General features: G+C 43.4%; 16 protein-coding genes. 1 reads left to right on the plus strand and 15 read right to left on the minus strand.

Going from position 1 to position 18,966, the window contains the following annotated elements:
• Position 1 precedes the first annotated feature (1 nt).
• The 14 genes from ACIGG7_RS07460 to zapA form a co-directional block, all read right to left on the minus strand.
• On the minus strand, positions 2-934 hold the full coding sequence (locus tag ACIGG7_RS07460; RefSeq protein WP_397549292.1) for a lysylphosphatidylglycerol synthase transmembrane domain-containing protein: 933 nt from the start codon (positions 932-934) through the stop codon (positions 2-4).
• On the minus strand, positions 915-1,868 hold the full coding sequence (locus ACIGG7_RS07465; protein ID WP_397549293.1) for an NAD-dependent epimerase/dehydratase family protein: 954 nt from the start codon (positions 1,866-1,868) through the stop codon (positions 915-917). Before ACIGG7_RS07465 ends, ACIGG7_RS07460 begins: the two co-directional genes overlap by 20 nt.
• A gap of 157 nt (positions 1,869-2,025) precedes the next feature.
• Positions 2,026-3,201 carry a hypothetical protein gene (locus ACIGG7_RS07470; protein ID WP_397549294.1) on the minus strand — a complete coding sequence of 392 codons (1,176 nt, stop codon included), beginning with the start codon at positions 3,199-3,201 and terminating at the stop codon, positions 2,026-2,028.
• 471 nt (positions 3,202-3,672) lie between these two features.
• Complete coding sequence (trxA, locus tag ACIGG7_RS07475; RefSeq protein ID WP_034757073.1) at positions 3,673-3,987, minus strand: thioredoxin; 315 nt, start codon at positions 3,985-3,987, stop codon at positions 3,673-3,675.
• 214 nt (positions 3,988-4,201) lie between these two features.
• A complete protein-coding gene (locus ACIGG7_RS07480; protein ID WP_397549295.1) occupies positions 4,202-5,182 on the minus strand; it encodes an electron transfer flavoprotein subunit alpha/FixB family protein in 981 nt (326 codons plus the stop codon).
• Positions 5,183-5,225: 43 nt separating this feature from the next.
• Entirely contained in the window at positions 5,226-5,999 is a 774-nt protein-coding gene (locus ACIGG7_RS07485; protein WP_224939933.1) for an electron transfer flavoprotein subunit beta/FixA family protein, read from the minus strand.
• A 133-nt stretch (positions 6,000-6,132) separates the two neighbouring features.
• Entirely contained in the window at positions 6,133-6,903 is a 771-nt protein-coding gene (locus ACIGG7_RS07490; protein ID WP_397549296.1) for an enoyl-CoA hydratase, read from the minus strand.
• A 21-nt stretch (positions 6,904-6,924) separates the two neighbouring features.
• Positions 6,925-7,512: a fatty acid metabolism transcriptional regulator FadR gene (locus ACIGG7_RS07495; protein WP_397549297.1), complete on the minus strand. Its 588-nt coding sequence runs from the start codon at positions 7,510-7,512 to the stop codon at positions 6,925-6,927.
• Between the two features lie 135 nt (positions 7,513-7,647).
• Positions 7,648-9,345, minus strand: coding sequence for a long-chain-fatty-acid--CoA ligase (locus ACIGG7_RS07500; RefSeq protein WP_397549298.1), 1,698 nt, complete (start codon positions 9,343-9,345; stop codon positions 7,648-7,650).
• 327 nt (positions 9,346-9,672) lie between these two features.
• Positions 9,673-10,080: a DUF350 domain-containing protein gene (locus ACIGG7_RS07505; RefSeq protein ID WP_224939930.1), complete on the minus strand. Its 408-nt coding sequence runs from the start codon at positions 10,078-10,080 to the stop codon at positions 9,673-9,675.
• 28 nt (positions 10,081-10,108) lie between these two features.
• Positions 10,109-12,463 carry an endonuclease MutS2 gene (locus ACIGG7_RS07510; protein WP_397549299.1) on the minus strand — a complete coding sequence of 785 codons (2,355 nt, stop codon included), beginning with the start codon at positions 12,461-12,463 and terminating at the stop codon, positions 10,109-10,111.
• 20 nt (positions 12,464-12,483) lie between these two features.
• Positions 12,484-14,193 (minus strand): DNA polymerase/3'-5' exonuclease PolX, encoded by a 1,710-nt coding sequence (polX, locus tag ACIGG7_RS07515; RefSeq protein ID WP_397549300.1) that lies wholly within the window; start codon positions 14,191-14,193, stop codon positions 12,484-12,486.
• Between the two features lie 182 nt (positions 14,194-14,375).
• Positions 14,376-14,915 carry a CvpA family protein gene (locus tag ACIGG7_RS07520; protein ID WP_224939927.1) on the minus strand — a complete coding sequence of 180 codons (540 nt, stop codon included), beginning with the start codon at positions 14,913-14,915 and terminating at the stop codon, positions 14,376-14,378.
• A gap of 7 nt (positions 14,916-14,922) precedes the next feature.
• Entirely contained in the window at positions 14,923-15,183 is a 261-nt protein-coding gene (zapA, locus tag ACIGG7_RS07525) for a cell division protein ZapA (RefSeq protein WP_201716634.1), read from the minus strand.
• Positions 15,184-15,305: 122 nt separating this feature from the next.
• Here zapA and rnhC point away from each other — a divergent pair, with 122 nt between their 5' ends.
• Positions 15,306-16,229, plus strand: coding sequence for a ribonuclease HIII (gene rnhC / locus ACIGG7_RS07530; protein ID WP_397549301.1), 924 nt, complete (start codon positions 15,306-15,308; stop codon positions 16,227-16,229).
• Positions 16,230-16,549: 320 nt separating this feature from the next.
• On the opposite strand, the gene pheT is transcribed toward rnhC, so the two are convergent.
• Complete coding sequence (gene pheT / locus ACIGG7_RS07535) at positions 16,550-18,964, minus strand: phenylalanine--tRNA ligase subunit beta (protein ID WP_397549302.1); 2,415 nt, start codon at positions 18,962-18,964, stop codon at positions 16,550-16,552.
• Positions 18,965-18,966: the final 2 nt, after the last annotated feature.

The following is an 18,966-nucleotide window of genomic DNA, read 5'->3' on the forward strand; positions in this document are numbered from 1 at the left end:
TTCATCCTTTCATCCCGCTCCACCGTTTCACGTTTTTGAGTGAAACCGGGGATACGGCGATTACGATTCCTCCAACTACAAAAGAGAAAACAAACTTTAACCCATGACTCAAAATAGCCATGGAAAGCCCTTTTCCAAGGGGAATACCCGCTGTGAGCAGAGTATAACTCATAACAGATTCATAGGTACCCAGTCCTCCAGGGGCAAATTGAAACAACTGACCGATGATCGTCACACTATTGACCCAAATCGCTGCTCCCATGGATAACGGCTCTAAACTGATGACGGCAACTCCAAAGAGAATCGCTCCCTCCAATACCCAGCTAAGAAAGATTAGACTGATGACCACGAGTCCCCTGCCACCAGAAAGGGCATTTTTCAGCATACTTACCTGTCGGGAGAGGAATACGGAAGGAACATACCTAAGGATAAATCCTCCTGCCAATAGGAAACAGATAAACAATCCGATGGAGAACAGAGCGGGCATCTCTAGTGAAAGTGGAAAAAATGGCAGTCCGATCCCTACAAGGATCATGAGCAATAATGTGTCCATCACTCTCAAAACAAACACTGAATGAAACGATTGTTCAACACTTACCTGCTTTTCACGCTGGTTCATCACCATGACCCGAAGTCCGTCCCCCACTTTTAAAGGAAACAAATGATTAAACAGTAAACTATAAAACAATCCGATCAAACAGCTTGATAATCTCACATTCGCATTCAGGTATAGTTTCCATGCGATTCCTTTCAGGAAAAAGGACAAAAAATACATTCCCAGTACCGTTAAAATGATAATAGGATGCACAACCATCTGTTGTATGGCTTTCATCATAAACTCTTTATCAAAATAGAAATAGAGCAAAATAAAAAACAGACCCAATAATAAGATTCTTACAGCATTCTTTGCGAATTTATAGGACGTTTTGTTCATGTTCTTTCATCCATTGAACGGTTCTTTTGATTCCTTCTTCAAAGGAGACAGCTGGTGAATAGCCTAAAACGTCTTTCGCTTTCGTAATATCCGCACATGTCGATGTCACATCCCCAACCCTTCTGTCGGTAACGTGTAACTCCAACGATGGAAAATGAGTCCTTAGTTCACTGATCAGCCTGTCCATGGAAATCGGCCTGCCATTTCCAAGATTAAACGTTCCAGACTGATCACTCATGATGGCCTTATACGTACCATCCACAATATCATCAATATACGTATAATCTCTACTATTCTCCAATCCGTAAATAGGAATATTCCCACCGTTCATAAGCTTCAGGATAAATGAATAGATAGCCATATCAGGTCTTCCCCACGGTCCATATACGGTGAAAAAGCGGAGGATCGTCAAGTCCAGACCGTAAATGGACGCGTATGCTTTACAAAACGATTCGGCACTATACTTTGCCGCAGCATACGGCGATATCACCGCACCCGTTGAATCATCTTCTTTGGAAGGCTTGTCACTCTGATTTCCATAAACAGAGGAAGAAGAAGCAAAGATAAATTTCCGGACACCGCTCTCCCCCGCCAGTCGAAGGGTATTGATCGTCGCTTTGATATCATAATCGACGTATTCATTTGGAACCTGTAAAGAGTGGGATACCCCTGGGATCGCTGCCAAATGAACGACACAGTCGCCTTTAAAATCGCGAAACACCTCTTGTAACTCTTCTTCATCCACTAACAAATCTTTTTGAGAGAAGCTGAAAGAACCCACTTCCCTTACAAACGATAGTTGTCGTTTTTTTCTTTCAGGTGAATAATAGGGGTGAAAACTGTCTATGATCAATAGCTCATGATCTTCTTCAATAAGCTTTCTCGACAGATGGGATCCGATGAACCCGGCACCGCCTGTAACAATTATCTTCAATTCCTCACACCTCGAACCATTACGATTTAATCATCTCTATATTGTACCTTACCTTGAAGAGAAAGTGAAAAAGGGTTGACCCCCATGTGTTCAAAAAGCACCACCCCTCAATGTACTTGAAGGAGGACTTAACACTTTACAGGGTCAACCCAAATGACTATTTATTCGCTTTCGCAATCACATCATTCAACATTTTTTCAATGTTAGATCTTAGCGTTTCTGCTTTTTCTTTATCCTGTGACTTAACAGCTTCTAAGTAGCTTTGAGCATCTGTTGATAGTGATTCATATGATGCATCATCCATCAGATTCTTAATATCGGAAGAGATCAGATCAATAAACAGCGCACCTTCCAATGCAGTGATAGCTGACTTATCTTCTCCCCAGTACTCTTCACTCTCTTCATATTCGTGTAACGCAATTTTAGAGAATCCACGAACAAATGCATGGTTCACTGCTTCAGGATCGATGGATGTCACTTCCGTTTGCAGGTCAAATTGTTTGTTGATCTTGTCCGCTTCTTCAGGAGCGTTTCCTGATAGATAGCTTTCAAGAGATTGATAGAAAGCCCATCCTTCTGCTTGTTCAGCTTTTGCTGCTTCAGCATTTTCCTTTGCTTCTTCAGATGCTTTCATCGCATATCCGTTCGGAAGAGCACCTGCAGCAAGGTAAAACGTCTTCATAAGCGTTTTATCCACAACCTGTTTCCCCAGTTGGAAGCCGAGTTCATCATCCTCTTCGACCGCCTTCTCCATTTCGGCAAATCCACCATTTATGGCATCCATCATCTTAGTCCCGTATGCCTGATCCCTCTTCTCGACAGTCGGCTCAAGGATTTCATAGAATTCTTTCGCTTCTTCTATTTCTTCATTCACTTCTTCCGTGTTGCCCCAGTTTTCGGCAACTTCCGTGAATTCATGTTTCATTGTTGTATAGAATACTTTTTGCATTAATTTATCGAATAATTGTGCCACAACCACTTGATCAAGGGAACCATCCTTACCTGCTTCTAGAGCGGTAGAAATATGCTCATCAACCGTATCTTCAAATTCCTGATCACGTTTTTGCACAAGCTCTTGCAGATCATCTTTATAGATGGAAGTCACTTTATCAAAATCAACATCTTTGTCTTGCTTCGCTTTTGAAAGCTCAGCCTTGGCTTCTTCAAATGACGCAGAAAAATCCATTTCTTCGCTTTCATCTTCTTTTTCTACTTGTTTAGATTCATCCGATGCAGCTGTATCACTGCTTTTCTCATCGGTTCCACATCCTGCCAGGACAGAACCCGTTAATAAAAATGCAGCAAAGATCTTCGTTAAATCTCTCTTTCTCATATGTATAAACCCCCGACTGTTTAAATGATAATGATTTTCAATTCCATTTAAATTATAGCGAGAATGATTCTCATAGTCAACGGTTTCTTACGAAAAATATGACTTCTAAATGGTTAGAGCACTTGAAGAGGTCCGATTAGTATAAATTAACATGTGTTTTGGGGTAGTATTAGATGATTTAAAGGAATGACGTCAATAATGTAAGTTGAATGGGAGAGAATCGAGGAATTCATGGGTATTTTCAGTTAGATTCTAAGATTATTTCCTTTTATTGAGCCACTTCCGAGGTTTATTGGGCCACTTTCAGCAGTTATTGAGCCACTCCAACAGTTTATTGGGCCACTTCCACAATGTATTGGGCCAAATTGTGAACAACACTACCACAGCCCCACCATAACCATTTCCTCATTCTAATCGAAACAAAAAAACACCGGAGCTGACCAACCAGCCCCGGTGTTTTCGTGTATCTTCTTATACGTGTTTGTTTAATAATTCAGCAAGTGCTTCCTTAGGTTGGAAACCGATTACTTTGTCTACAACTTCGCCGTCTTTAAGGACAACTAAAGTTGGGATACTCATAACCCCGTATTTCCCTGCTGTTTCCTGGTTTTCATCAACGTCAACTTTAACGATTTTCACTTTGTCGCCCATTTCACTATCAAGCTCTTCTAGTACTGGAGCGATCATTTTACAAGGTCCACACCAAGGTGCCCAAAAATCTGCAAGTACCAGTCCAGAGTTTGTATCAGTTGTGAATGATTGATCAGTAGCATGTGTAATAGCCATATATATGCGCCTCCTAAAATCTTTGAATGTAACGTAAGTATATCACCGTTTTTTTATGGATGCTATATTTCTGCTCGTAGGTAATATTCCCGTTTGAAAACGGAATATACTCGGGAAGAAAAAATAAGGCGCAGCCTGTGATTCAGCTACGTCCCTATTTATAATCCATATTATTCTTTTACCCGATAATCGTTCCTATAAACATAGGAACAGATTAAGAAGAGGATACTTTTAGTTTCTTGAACTCTTCCGTTAACATCGGTACCACTTCGAACAGGTCCCCGACAATGCCGTAATCAGCAACGTTAAAGATATTGGCTTCAGGATCCTTATTGATGGCCACGATGACCTTAGAGTTTGACATACCGGCTAAATGCTGGATAGCACCAGAGATACCACATGCAATATACAGGTCAGGCGTTACGACTTTCCCGGTTTGACCGATCTGTAATGAATAATCACAGTAGTCTGCGTCACACGCTCCACGCGATGCCCCGACAGCTCCTCCAAGAACATCTGCAAGTTCCTTAAGAGGATTGAATCCGTCTTCGCTCTTCACTCCGCGTCCGCCGGCGATGATGACTTTCGCTTCTGAAAGGTCCACCCCTTCGCTTGCTTTGCGTACGACTTCTTTAATGATAGTGCGTAAATCCTTGATATCCACTGAAAGGGACGTAACCTCACCCGAGCGAGACTCATCTTTCGCCAGAGGCTCGATGTTATTCGGACGGATCGTCGCGAAAATCACTCCGTCAGTGACGATTTTCTTTTCAAACGCTTTTCCTGAATAAATAGGTCTTGTGAAAACAAGGTTACCGCCCGCTTCCTCAAGGTCCGTTGCATCGGAAATCAATCCTGTGCTAAGTTTACTTGCTACTTTAGGAGACAGGTCTTTTCCTAGTGCTGTATGACCGAAAATGATGCCTTCTGGCTTCTCTTCATTAATGACAGAAAGGATCGCTTGTGAATAACCGTCAGATGTATATTGTTCCAGCTTATCATCTTCCACGACTACTACTTTGTCCGCACCATATTGAATCATCTCTTCACCTAAAGCGCTTACACTTTTGCCAATAAGAACGCCAACGACTTCTCCGCCTTCAGATACTGTTTTACCTGCCGCAATCGCTTCAAAGGAAACATTACGTAATGATCCGTCTCGAACTTCTCCAAGTACTAATACTTTTCTCGCCATGTTAAATTACCCCCTGAATGTTAGTTATTACTGTGATTCCGCCTTATATGACTTTCGCTTCGTTGCGAAGAAGTGAAACAAGCTCTGATACTTGAGCATCCAATTCGCCTTCTAATACTTTACCGGCTTCCTTCTTCGGTGGAAGATAAATTTCAATTGTTTTGGTCTTCGCTTCTACATCATCTTCGTCTAAATCGATATCATCCAATTCCAATTCATCCAAAGGCTTTTTCTTTGCCTTCATGATTCCTGGAAGGGATGGATAGCGAGGTTCGTTCAATCCTTGTTGAGCCGTCACCAATAGTGGAAGAGAAGTTTCAATGACTTCTGAATCCCCTTCTACGTCACGCGTAACCGTTACTGTTTCACCGTCGATTTCCAGTTTTGTGATCGTTGTCACATAAGGAATATCAAGTTGCTCTGCAACACGTGGTCCGACTTGTCCAGATCCACCGTCGATGGCAACATTACCTGCAAGGATCAAGTCTACTTCCTGCTCTTTTAAATAGTGAGAAAGAATTTTCGCTGTCGTAAACTGATCTCCATGATCAAGGTCATCTTCTGTATTGATCAGAACTGCTTTATCAGCACCCATGGCTAAAGCCGTTCTCAATTGCTTTTCGCTTTCTTCTCCACCGACCGTCACGACAGTTACTTCCCCGCCGTGTGCATCGCGGACTTGAATGGCTTCTTCGACTGCATATTCATCGTAAGGATTTATGATAAATTCAGCTCCGTCTTCGGCAATTTGACCGTTTTGGATCGAAATTTTCTCCTCAGTATCAAACGTTCTTTTCAAAAGTACATAGATGTTCATTCGTAAGTCCCTCCTAATAATGTAAACATTCTTTCCCTTAAAAAGATTTCGACAATTTAACCCCTTTGAATGGGCAGCATTGTTATTCAATACTGCCCCTCAATAAGAGTTTACTATATTACTAGAATGTATTCTAGCCTTTAAAGTGTGGTTCTCTCTTTTCAATGAACGCTGAAATACCCTCTTTGGCATCAGCGGATACGAATACTTCACCGAATAGATCCGATTCTTTCTTTACGCCTTCATAGAAACGGTCATCTTTCGTATAGCTTAACAGATCAATGGCAGCCTTCATGGCACCCGGGCTCTTCTTCGCAATCTTATCAGCCATTTCCTTTGCTTTATCAAAAAGCTGGTCTTCAGGGTAAGCTTTATTGGCGAGTCCCCATTGTACAGCTTCTGTCCCACTGATTGGTTCACTCGTCAGCAGCATTTCTGCCGCCTTCGCTCGTCCAACCAGTTTCGGAAGGCGCTGTGAACCTGCAAATCCTGGAACCAGTCCTAATTGCAGTTCAGGTAATCCAAGCTTGGCATTTTCACTGACCAATCGGATGTGAGCGCCCATGGCAAGTTCCAATCCACCGCCTAAAGCGGCTCCATGAATCGCTGCAATGATCGGTTTCGGGAAATTCTCCATCCGCTCGAACACGTCCTGGCCCTTTTTGGCAAGCTTAGAGAATTCTTCTCCACTTTCAATCGTTGTGAATTCTTTGATGTCTGCGCCTGCTGAGAAGAAGCGTCCCTCACCTTTCAGTAAGATCACCCGTACATCAGAATTCGTCTCGAGTTCATCAAGAACGGCATCGATTTCCTTGATGAGTCCACTGGCTAATGCATTAGCAGGAGGTCTTTGAATAAGAATTGTTGCAACCTTTCCTTCTAATGACCATGATAAACTTTCCATTTCATATCCTCCTAAACTAATTTAGTTCCCGCCTCCACAGCCATGAAGCAATAGCTTGTGAATAGCAGGGACTTGATCGACTAAATCATATTTCTGATCGTTCATCACCCAAGTTGTCGCCATTTCATCCAGAGTGCCAAAGATCATTTGGCGGGCCAGACGAACATTGAGATCACTTGAAAACTCACCTGATTCAATTCCGCTGATCAGGATTTTATCGACTAATTCAAGATAGCCTTTTAGTACATCATTGATTTTCATACGGATATCCTTATTCGATTGCCTGAGCTCCAGTTGAGTGACAATAGCGAGATGATGATCATCCGACAGAATCCTACAGTGATTTTCAATCATCACTAATAATTTCTCTGAAACTGTCTGTTTTCCTGCAATAACTTCCTCGATTTTTTCGACAAAGAGAACCATTTTTTCCTTGAATAATGATATCAGGATATCTTCTTTGTTTTTAAAATAAAGGTAAATAGTTCCATCTGCGACACCCGCCTGTTTAGCAATCTTTGAGACTTGTGCCTGATGGTAGCCATTTTCTGCTATAACAATAACAGCTGCATCGATAATTTGCATGTATTTAGGTTTATTTCGTTTCATAAGTTTTGACCTGCCTTAACAAAATATGAATGACCATTCATTCATATTTCAATAATAAAAGGTTTCGCACCGAATGTCAAGAATCGATCCTTGTCCCATTCAGAGTCAAAAGGATAAAGCTCAATGAAATTCAGGTTAACTTGTTTTTTGTTCGTTTTCAACCTTTTGCCGCTCTTCTTCTACCAGGGTTCTCCGCAGGATCTTCCCGACAGCTGTTTTAGGCAGTTCTTTCCGGAATTCGTATATTCTCGGTACTTTATACGCGGCCAAGTATTTACGAGAGTATTCGTTGAGTTCTTCCTCTGTGAGGGATTCTCCTTCTTTCAACACAACATATGCCTTGACGGTTTCACCTCTATAGGCATCAGGAACCCCTGCTGCGACAACCTCTTGAATGGCAGGATGTTCATATAGCACTTCTTCGATCTCACGTGGATAAATATTAAAGCCACCGGCAATGATCATATCTTTCTTGCGGTCTACTACATAGAAATAACCCTTTTCATCCATATACCCTAAATCTCCCGTTAACAGCCAGCCGTCCTTTAACGTTTGTTCCGTTTCCTCGGGACGGTTCCAGTACCCTTTCATCACCTGTGGACCTCTGACGACGATTTCGCCGATTTCATTTGGTGGCAGTGGTTCTCCCGTTTCCAATGAAAATACTGCGCTTTCTGTACTCGGCCAAGGTACGCCTATGCTTCCCTTTATTCTCACCTTATCCCAAAGAAAGTTGGAGTGAGTGACAGGTGACGATTCAGTTAATCCGTATCCTTCCACGAGCTTCCCACCTGTGACTTCCTCGAATTGTTGCTGTACTTCCACTGGTAATGGTGCACTTCCACTTAGACATGAATCAATGGATGACAGATCGTAATTCTTTAATTCCGGATGATTTAGGAGGCCAATGTAGATCGTTGGGGCACCCGGGAATAAAGTTGGTTTTAGCTTCTGTATCGTTTTCAAGGTTGTTTCAGGATCAAACTTAGGAAGCAGGATCATCTTATATCCCTGCATGACAGACAGAATCAGTACGGCAGTCATCCCATACACATGAAAGAAAGGCAGGATCCCGAGCATCTTTTCTTCCCCTTTTTTACACTTGTAAAGCCAGGCATCACACATGGATGCATTCGCTACAAGATTCTTATGGGTCAGCATGACTCCTTTAGGGAAGCCTGTAGTGCCGCCTGTGTATTGAAGCAGGGCAAGATCATTTTCAAAATCGAATCCTTCTTCTGGAATCACTTCAGGCTCCGCCGTTTTCATGATTTCCGTGAATAAGTGATTCTGACCAGAATGATCTACTTTCACGACGATACCATATTGCTTCTTCTGGATAAATGGGTAAATGAGATTCTTCGGAAAAGGCAGGTAATCTTTGATAGCGGTTACAACAATATGCTCAAGGTCGGTGTTTTTCATGACTTTCGATACTCTTGGATAGAGGATGTCTAATGTGAGTATCACCTTGGCACCGGAATCTTTCATTTGATATTCAATTTCTCTCTCCATATACAATGGATTGGTTTGTACCACCACTCCACCTGCATATAGAATGCCATAATAGGCAATGACAGATTGAGGAGTATTCGGAAGCATGATGGCGACCCGATCACCTTTGTTGATCCCTAGTGTTTTAAGGTAGTTGGCGAATTTGAGAGCCGATTCATACAGTTCGCTATAGCTCATTTCTTTCCCCATGAAATGAATCGCGGCTTTCTCTCCATAAAGAGAAGCGGCTTCAGTCAAATAGGACTGTAACGGTTTCTCGACAAGATCGAGCTCCTTCGGAATTTCTGCCGGATATTCAGCAAGCCATGGTTTATTCATTGTAATCCCTCCTTATTAATTTTTTGAAAATTTCTTCTATTCATTATTATAATATAAGGGGACTTCAGTTACAATTTGAAATAAATGTCGACCATACTTTCTTCCTATCCGTAAGGCTTGACCTTCCTTGTAGACGTTTCATAAAAAGAAAAAAGACTGCCTAATCCACCATATGACAGTCTGTTTGTACAATATTATTATTTTGGGATTGTTATCTCTCTGCCCATTTTAGTCAGGTAAAGAATAGCATATAGATGACCCCGACCACAATGAACAGTCCGCACAAAGTGAGCAGAACCTTTGCCAATGTTTCCATTTTCCCTCTCCTTACGATATACCGGCTCCTATGACATAGGATAATCCAACTGAAATGACCAGTGAGATGAAACCTACTGCCCGGTTATCATTTTCAATTTCTTCATCGATTCTAAATTTTGGCGTCAGAAATTCATATATGAAATATCCGATCAACAAGAGAACAAAGCCAAACACACCCCATCCAATGGTCGTCAGGATGGTATCATTATGACTGATGGAATGGCGGAAAATATTGGCTATCCCAAATATCTTCCCGCCTGTTGCCATCGCCACAGCTAAATTCCCTTTTTTGATTTCCTCCCAATTTCGATATTTAGTCACCAGTTCAAATATCGATAAGAACAATACCAGGCAAAGGATGACCACACTATAATTCCCCGCCGTTTGAACAAATTCATTTTCCCAAAAGTTCTCCATTGTAAAGCTCCCTTTATTCCGTTTTCATTTACTTGAATTGTACGACCGTTACGCCCGTTCCACCTTCACCTGCATCACCGAAACGGATATTTTTCACTGAACGGTGATTTTTCAAATACTCCTGCACTCCCTGTCTTAATGCCCCCGTCCCTTTTCCATGGATAATGGAAACGCGTGGGTATCCTGCAAGCAAGGCGTCATCGATGTATTTTTCTACTCTTGATAAGGCATTTTCAAAACGCTCGCCGCGCAAATCAAGTTCGAGGCTGACATGAAAATCTTTCCCTTTCACTGTTGCAAGAGGTTTGGTTTCCACCTTTTGCTGGGATTGGATGAATTCAAGGTCGGACTCCTTCACTTTCATCTTCATGATACCCATCTGAACCTGCCATTCCTTCGCAGACACCCTTTCGACCAAATGACCTTTTTGATCAAAGCTTAACACCTTGACTTCATCGCCGGGCTTCAATTCGTGTTTCACTTGAGAGGTTTTCTTCTTTTGACCCGTTTTTAGCTTAGGTGTTGCATCCTCAAGCTGCTTTTTCGCCTGGATCAATTCATGTTCTTTGATCTGAGCCGACTTTTCCTGCTGCATTTTCCGTAAATCCTTGATCACCTGCTCAGCTTCCGCCTTCGCCTTTTCAACGACTTCACTGGCTTTTTGCTGTGCCTTTTCGTAGAGTGTATCTTTCTTCTCGTAATACTCCATCATTTGCTTCTGCATATCTTTATGCATCTTCTCTGCCTGCCTCAGCAGCTCATGGGCTTCCTCAAGCTCGCGTTCACCCTGACGTCTGCTGTCTTCTAGCGAGGCAATCATATTCTCGACTTCTTTACTATCTGTGCCAATATGGGACTTTGCACGTTGGATGACCCCATCGGACAATCCAAGACGCTTGGAAATGTCAAAGGCATTACTTCTTCCCGGGACCCCAAGCAGGAGCTTATAGGTTGGACTTAATGTTTCCACATCGAATTCCACACTTGCATTCACGACGCCGTCCCGATTGTAGCCATACGCCTTCAATTCGGGGTAATGGGTGGTCGCGACGACTCTTGCCCCTGTACCATGGACTTCATCAAGAATGGAAATGGCTAATGCCGCCCCTTCTTGAGGATCGGTCCCTGCTCCCAATTCATCGAACAGCACAAGACTATCATGATCGACCTTTTTCAGGATGTCGACGATGTTGACCATATGGGAAGAGAAGGTACTCAAGCTTTGTTCAATCGATTGCTCATCCCCGATATCGGCATAGATGGTCCGGAATACGCCGACTTCCGATCCATCGAGTGCAGGAATCGGAAGTCCTGCCTGAGCCATGAGGCTTGTTAAACCCAGTGTCTTAAGGGTAACGGTTTTACCACCGGTATTCGGACCGGTAATCACGATGGAAGAAAACTCATTTCCAAGTTCGATATCATTCGCCACCGCCTCCTCGATAGGGAGAAGGGGATGTCGTGCTTTATTCAGCTTCACACGGCGTTCATTATTGATCGTCGGTTTTGATCCCTTGATCGACCGTCCGAATTTCGCTTTTGTAAACATGAAATCCACGTCTGACAGGACGTTGACAATCAGTAGCAGTTCTTCTCCAGACTCCTGAACATGTTCAGAGAGTTCCTGTAGAATCTTTTCGATTTCCGTTTGTTCCTTCAACCGGAACTCACGCAATTGGTTATTCAGCTGAACAATCGCTTCAGGCTCGATGAATAATGTCTGACCTGAAGAAGACTGATCATGGATGATCCCGCCATATTGTCCCCGGTACTCCTGTTTGACCGGTATAACGTACCGGTCATTCCGGATGGTGATGATGGCATCGGATAACATTTTTTGAGCATTCGAAGAACGGATCATCCTTTCGAGCTTCTCTCTGATCCTTCCTTCATTGGCCCGGAGCTGCGTCCGGATCGTACGAAGGGTCTCACTGGCTGAATCCAGGATTTCTCCGTTATCATCCACCACTTTACGTATTTCCTGTTCAAGTTGTGGCAACGGAATGACCGTTCCCATTTTCTCTTGCAACAGAGGAATATCCACTTCTTCCTCCAACAGTTCTTCTACAAAAAGGGTCAGTTTCCTGCTTGCCCGAATCGTACTCGCCACCTGGACGAATTCAGAAGGGGAAAGCATACCGCCTATTTGAGCACGCTTTACGTGAGGACGTATATCGAATATCCCGCCTAATGGTGCATGACCCTTTAAGCGCAGAATCGTCATCGCTTCATCCGTCTCTTCATGAAGAGCTGTAATCTCTTCATAATCGACAGACGGCATAAGGGAAGCTACCCTTGCATGCCCCAGCGCAGAAGCGGCGAATTGCTTTAATAGTTCTTTGATTTTATCAAACTCTAATGTCTTTAATACTTTAGAATTCACGGAATGTATTCCACCTTTTATCAGTTTCGCTTTATAAATTGTAATAACTCATTGGTATCCCACGTATTGATGACCGTGTCTTTCTTGATCCATCCTTTACGGGCCGTCCCGACACCGACTTCCATAAATTCCAGGTGATCGATACTGTGAGCATCGGTGTTGATTACGAGCTTCACACCTTGTTCCTGGGCTTTTCGGATGTTGTCAGCAGACAGATCGAGACGATTTGGATTTGCATTCAACTCAAGTGCCGTTCCGGTTTCTTTCGCCAGCTGGATAAGAAGATCCATATCGACGTCATACCCTTCCCGTCTGCCAATGATACGGCCAGTCGGGTGAGCGATGATGTCCACATGGGCACTTTCCAAGGCTGTAGAGAGTCTCTCCATGATTTTCCCCCGGGGCTGTGAAAAGCTCGAATGAATCGAGGCGATCACCAGATCCACCTTCTCAAGGATGTCGTCTTCATAGTCCAGGGTAGCGTCAGGAAGGATGTCCATCTCGATACCTGACAGCACTTCTATATCATCATACTTCTCATTGATTTCTTTTATTTCCTCGATTTGCTTCAATAATCGTTCTGTTGTAAGTCCGTTCGCCACGCGAAGATACTGGGAATGATCTGTGATGGCCATATACCGGTATCCTTTGGCGCGGCACGCTTCCACCATCTCTTCAATGGAGTAGGCACCGTCGGACCAAGTAGAGTGCATGTGAAGATCTCCCTTAATATCCTCTAAGGTAAGCAGCGGATAGTCCTTACTGAACTTTTCCACTTCTCTTCCATCCTCCCTCAGTTCTGGAGGAATCAGAGGAAGGTTAAAGTGATGGTAAAATTCTTCTTCGGTTTTAAAAGTTGTCACTTCCCCTGTTTCACTATTTTCCACACCATACTCACTGATTTTCTCTCCACGTTCTTTCGCGAGCTGACGCATACGGACATTATGGTCTTTTGATCCGGTAAAATGGTGAAGGGTCGTCGCAAATTCTTCCGGTTGTACGATCCGAAAATCAATGCTTACGTCCCATTGGTACGAAAGGGTCAATGAAACTTTCGTATCCCCTGCCGCAATGGTTTCAACGATATTCGGCAATTTAAGCAGTTCCTCTTTCACTTTATGAGGGTGTTCTGTTGACAGAATAAAATCAAGATCCTTAATGGTTTCCCTCATCCTTCTTAAGCTTCCGGCCCTCGAATAGGTATGGATACTGTCGATTTCAGCAAGATAACCTTCAATCTCTTCCGCAATCCCCATCATAAAGCCTATCGGAAGACGGTCAGGTCTTTTCCCAACCTGCTCGATGGCTGCTAAAATCTTTTCTTCTGTTTTTTTCCCGAAACCTGCAAGTGACTGCACTTTGCTCTCTTTACACGCTTCTTCTAAATCTTCTATGTTTTCGACTCCAAGCTCACTGTAAAGCTTCGCGATTTTCTTCCCGCCAAGCCCCGGTAGTTGCAACAGAGGGATCAGGCCTTTCGGAACCTCTTCTTTCAATGCTTCAAGAACCGAAGATGTTCCTTCGTTTATGTACTCTTCTATTACACCGGCCGTCCCCTTGCCGATTCCCGGGAGCTTTGTGAAGTCACTGATTTCCTGTAAGCTACGGTCATCATTCTCAAGGGCCGCTGCCGCTTTCCGGTAGGCCGACGTTTTAAATGAATTTTCACCTTTCAATTCCATATATATGGCGATTTGCTCTAATAATTTTATAATATCTTTTTTATTCAAAAGATTCACCCACTATCTTAGAATTAATGAATAGGACCATTCGTTCGTTGAATATTTAAAAACGACTCCACCTATAATAGTAGCAAAATTGATATAAAAAGAAAAAAGACTGACTTATAAGATGAACATCCGTTAAGGTACCCCTTACGAATTTGCGTTGCATACTTATAGTCAGCCCTTTTTTAGGCTACATATTCAATCCACCATGATTTAACCATATCGGAGAAAACAGGAGTATGTTTCACCATCGCCTGCGCTATAAACGAGTGATTGATGAGTGATTGAACCGACTCGATCGGCAATAATACAGCAATATATAATAGAATGAAAATCATCAAGTATGCTTCAATAAAGCCTAATATCCCACCACCAAGTACATTCAGCTGCTTTAAAAGGGGTAGATGGGCGACAAAGTCGAGCATCGATCCAATAATTTGCAGTATAATACGGGTTGCAAAGAAAATCATCGCAAACGCGATTACCCGGTAATATGCCTGATCCAAGTGGGTCGATTCAAAAATCATATTCAGCGTGGATTGCTCGTCCAATACCGGATAAGGAATCCACAAAGTCAACTTAGGAGCAAGCTGATCATAATATATGTATGCTACAATGAAAGAAACGATAAATCCGAATATGTGGATGACCTGCAAAATGAATCCACGCTTTAAACCTATAAAAAACCCTATCACCAGGATGACCAACAAAGCTAAGTCCAGCATCTTTTTTTCAATCCTTTAATCGTTTAATTTCCCGTTCAAGCTCTTCAAATTTTTCTTGAAGCTTGAGATAATCATTCACGGCATTCACCGCAGTCAAAACCGCAAGTCTGCTTGTGTCGAGAGACGGATTCATGGAGTTGATTTCTCTCATTTTGTCATCCACTTTCGAACAAACGAATCGGATTTGACTAGTTGATTCAGTGCCGACAATCGTATATTGTTGCCCATATATGTCTACAGTGGTACGATTTTTTTGTTCTTCAGACAACCTGAAAGCCCCCCATTCATAAGAATCCTACACATAATCATACCATGAAACTTTTTGATTTTGGAAGGAATTTGTCATATTAGCTCACAATTTTTATTTTATTGTCATAAGGAGAGAGAAACGTGGCCAATACCGTCATACAAACCAATAAGCAAACGATAGACAAAATGAAAGACCATTACAAAAGGGTCTTAACGGACAAGTTGCCGCCTGGTGCCATATTTGTTGCGAAGCCATCAGGCTGCACGATCACCGCCTATAAATCCGGGAAAGTATTATTTCAAGGTGCAAATGGAGAAGGAGAGGCAAGTCAATGGGGAAGCAGCGAGCCCACAAAGGTGAAATCCCCTTCCAAAGGAACGACGTCTCTACCAGATCATTTCGCTGAATGGTCTGTCATCGGTTCAGATGAAGTGGGTACAGGAGACTTCTTCGGTCCGATCACTGTGGTCAGTGCTTACGTAAAGAAAGAGCATATTCCCCTCATGAAAGAACTCGGGGTTAAGGATTCAAAAAACTTATCCGACCCTCAAATCATCAGCATAGCCAAGGATCTCATCTCGACCATCCCATATTCTTTGCTGATCCTTCACAACCCGAAATACAATGAAATGCAGGCAAAGGGAATGACACAGGGGAAGATGAAAGCACTCCTGCACAACAAAGCCATCCTGAACCTATTAGAAAAGATGTCTCCCGAACAGCCCGAGGGCATCTTAATCGATCAGTTCGTAGAAAAAAATACATACTTCAAACACGTGTCTGCTCAACAAAAAGTCCAAAAGGACAAAGTCTACTTCAGCACAAAAGGCGAAAGCATCCATCTTGCTGTTGCAGCGGCCTCGATCATAGCCCGCTACGCTTTCTTGTTAGAAATGGACAAGCTGAGTGCAAAAGCAGGCTTCGAAATACCAAAGGGCGCTGGAAAACACGTGGATGTCGCCGCGGCCAAGATCATCAAGCGAAAAGGGATCGAGGAATTAAAATCAATGACCAAATGGCATTTTGCGAATAGCGAGAAGGCGATGAAGTTAGCGAGGAAATAAGGTTGGCCCCACCGGTTTTAGCGGTGGGGATTTTTTGTTTGTGATGTGGCGATGGATTTGGTTTAGCTTTGTAGTATGGATGAAGTTCAACTGCTGATTTTTCATGAGATTCAGCAGATGAATATTCCTGTTTATTCAGCAGGTGAATTCAGGAGAGATTTTAACCGGTAAATGTAACGATTTTTTCACCTGTTAAATATCAGACGTATTTCACCTGCTGAATTCCAGGCCTATTTCTCCTGTCAAACTACCGCTATTTTTCAACAGGCAAACATACAAAAAAAGATGCCAGACCAAATGTCTGACACCTCTCTTCAATATTATCCTCTTAACTCCGCACCTGCTTTTTCCCTTACTGCAGCAAGGACTCCATCATGGACTTTCACTACTTCTTCATCCGTCAATGTTTTGGCCGGATCGAAGTATTTAAGGGAGAATGCAAGGGATTTTTTGCCCGCTTCCATATGCTCTCCTTCGTAAAGGTCGAAGACGGATACTTCTTTCAGAAGCTTTCCTCCCGCTTCTTTAATGATGGATTCTAATTCTCCTGCTTTCACCTTCACATCCACAACAAGGGCGATATCTCTAGTGATGGATGGGTGACGAGGGATCGGCGTATAACTTAATGCCGGTTTCTCATAATGGAAAACAGGTGAAGCTTTCAGTTCGAACACATAGGTTTCGTTCAAATCCAATTCCTTTTCCGCTTCCGGATGGATGGCTCCAACGAAACCGATCACTTCGTTATCCAATAGAATTTCAGCGGTGCGACCTGGATGCATGCCGTCTACCGTTGCCTGACGGTACGTGATGGCTTCAGAAACACCGATTTCTTCAAACATCCCTTCAAGGATTCCTTTTGCAACGTAGAAGTCAACCGGCTTTTTCTCACCCTGCCAAGCGTGTTGATGCCAAAGCCCAGTTAGAGCTCCTGCAATATGTTCCTCTTCCTGTGGTAGCTCTTCACCAGTTTCAGATAAGAAAACGGATCCGACTTCATAAAAGGCAAGAGAATCGTTTTGACGTGCTTTGTTATATGAAACCACTTCTAGAAGCTGAGGGATGATGCTTAGGCGAAGGTTGCTGCGCTCTTCACTCATTGGCATCAATAAACGAACAGGCTCTCTGACGTCCAGTGCGTATTGGGTTGCTTTCTTATCATTTGTCAACGAATACGTGATGGCCTGCAGAAGTCCCGCTCCCTCCAGATATCGGCGTACCGTACGACGTTTCAACTGGTGATTGGTTAGTCCGCCAGGCGTCCCTTCTCCTTCTGGAAGGGTCAATGGAAGATTGTCATATCCGAAAAGGCGTGCCACTTCTTCAAGTAAATCTTCTGGGATGGTAATGTCCCCTCTTCTTGTAGGAGCTGTTACGACGAATGTTTCGCCATTCACCTCTACATCAAATTGAAGCCTGCGGAAAATATTTTCCACTGTCTCAACTGTAATGGCTGTACCCAGAGAAGAATTGATTTTATCTAACGTAATGTCAACTTTAACTGGTTCTACATCCATTTCGTTCACTAATACAGTTCCTTCAAGAATTTCCCCTCCGGCATATTCAGCCATCAGCCCGGCCGCTCTTTCTCCAGCCCTTAGGACACGATTCGGGTCCACTCCTTTTTCATAACGGGTGCTTGCTTCGCTTCGCAGTCCATGATCTTTCGAAGCTCCCCTTACGATCGCACCAGTGAAGTAAGCCGCTTCAAGAAGAACGGTCGTCGTATCGTTTTGAACTTCTGAATTCGCTCCCCCCATCACTCCGGCAAGGGCAACAGGCTCGGTACCGTTGGTGATGACCAGCTGGCTGCTTGCTAACGTTCTTTCCGCGTCATCCAGAGTAACGAAGGATTCTCCATCCTTGGCACGACGGACCAGGATTTCCTTTGAACCCAGGCGGTCATAGTCAAAGGCATGCAGCGGTTGACCATATTCCAATAGCACGTAGTTTGTGATGTCTACTACATTGTTATGAGGACGGATTCCAGCTGAAATCAGCGCATTTTGCATCCATAGTGGAGATGGGCCGATTTTGACATTCTTAATGATTTTGGCGCCGTATAGAGGGTTATCCTCTATCGCCTCTACGTTTACCGACACATAATCAGATGCTTTTTCGTTACCTTCTGAAAGGTTCGTTTCAGGAAGCTTCACATCACGATCCAGTATCGCTGCCACTTCATATGCGACACCCAGCATACTTAAGCAATCTGAACGGTTAGGCGTTAAGCCAAGTTCCAGAATGGCATCATCCAGGTTCAATAACTCAACCGCATTCTGACCGACCTCTGCATCATCACTGAATACATAGATCCCTTCTGCATGCTCTTTCGGTACGAGTTTCCCTTCGACTCCAAGCTCTTGAAGGGAACAGATCATCCCGTGTGACGCTTCGCCACGGAGTTTGGCTTTTTTGATTTTGAAGTTGCCAGGAAGGACCGCTCCCACCTTTGCAACTGCCACTTTCTGACCTTTTGCTACATTCGGTGCCCCGCAGATGATTTGGACAGGTTCTTCTTCCCCGACATCCACCAGGCATTTATTTAATTTATCCGCATCAGGGTGTGGCTCACATTGAAGGACATGGCCGACGACCACATTTTTGATACCTTCGCCGATCCGTTCAACGCCTTCCACTTCGATCCCGCTTCTTGTAATTTTCTCTGCCAACTCTTCAGGTGTGACACCTGATAAGTCTACGTAATTTTCCAACCATTTATATGAAACAAACATGT

It is taken from the genome of Rossellomorea sp. NPDC077527, from assembly GCF_044542955.1.
Taxonomy (GTDB): domain Bacteria; phylum Bacillota; class Bacilli; order Bacillales; family Bacillaceae_B; genus Rossellomorea; species Rossellomorea aquimaris_E.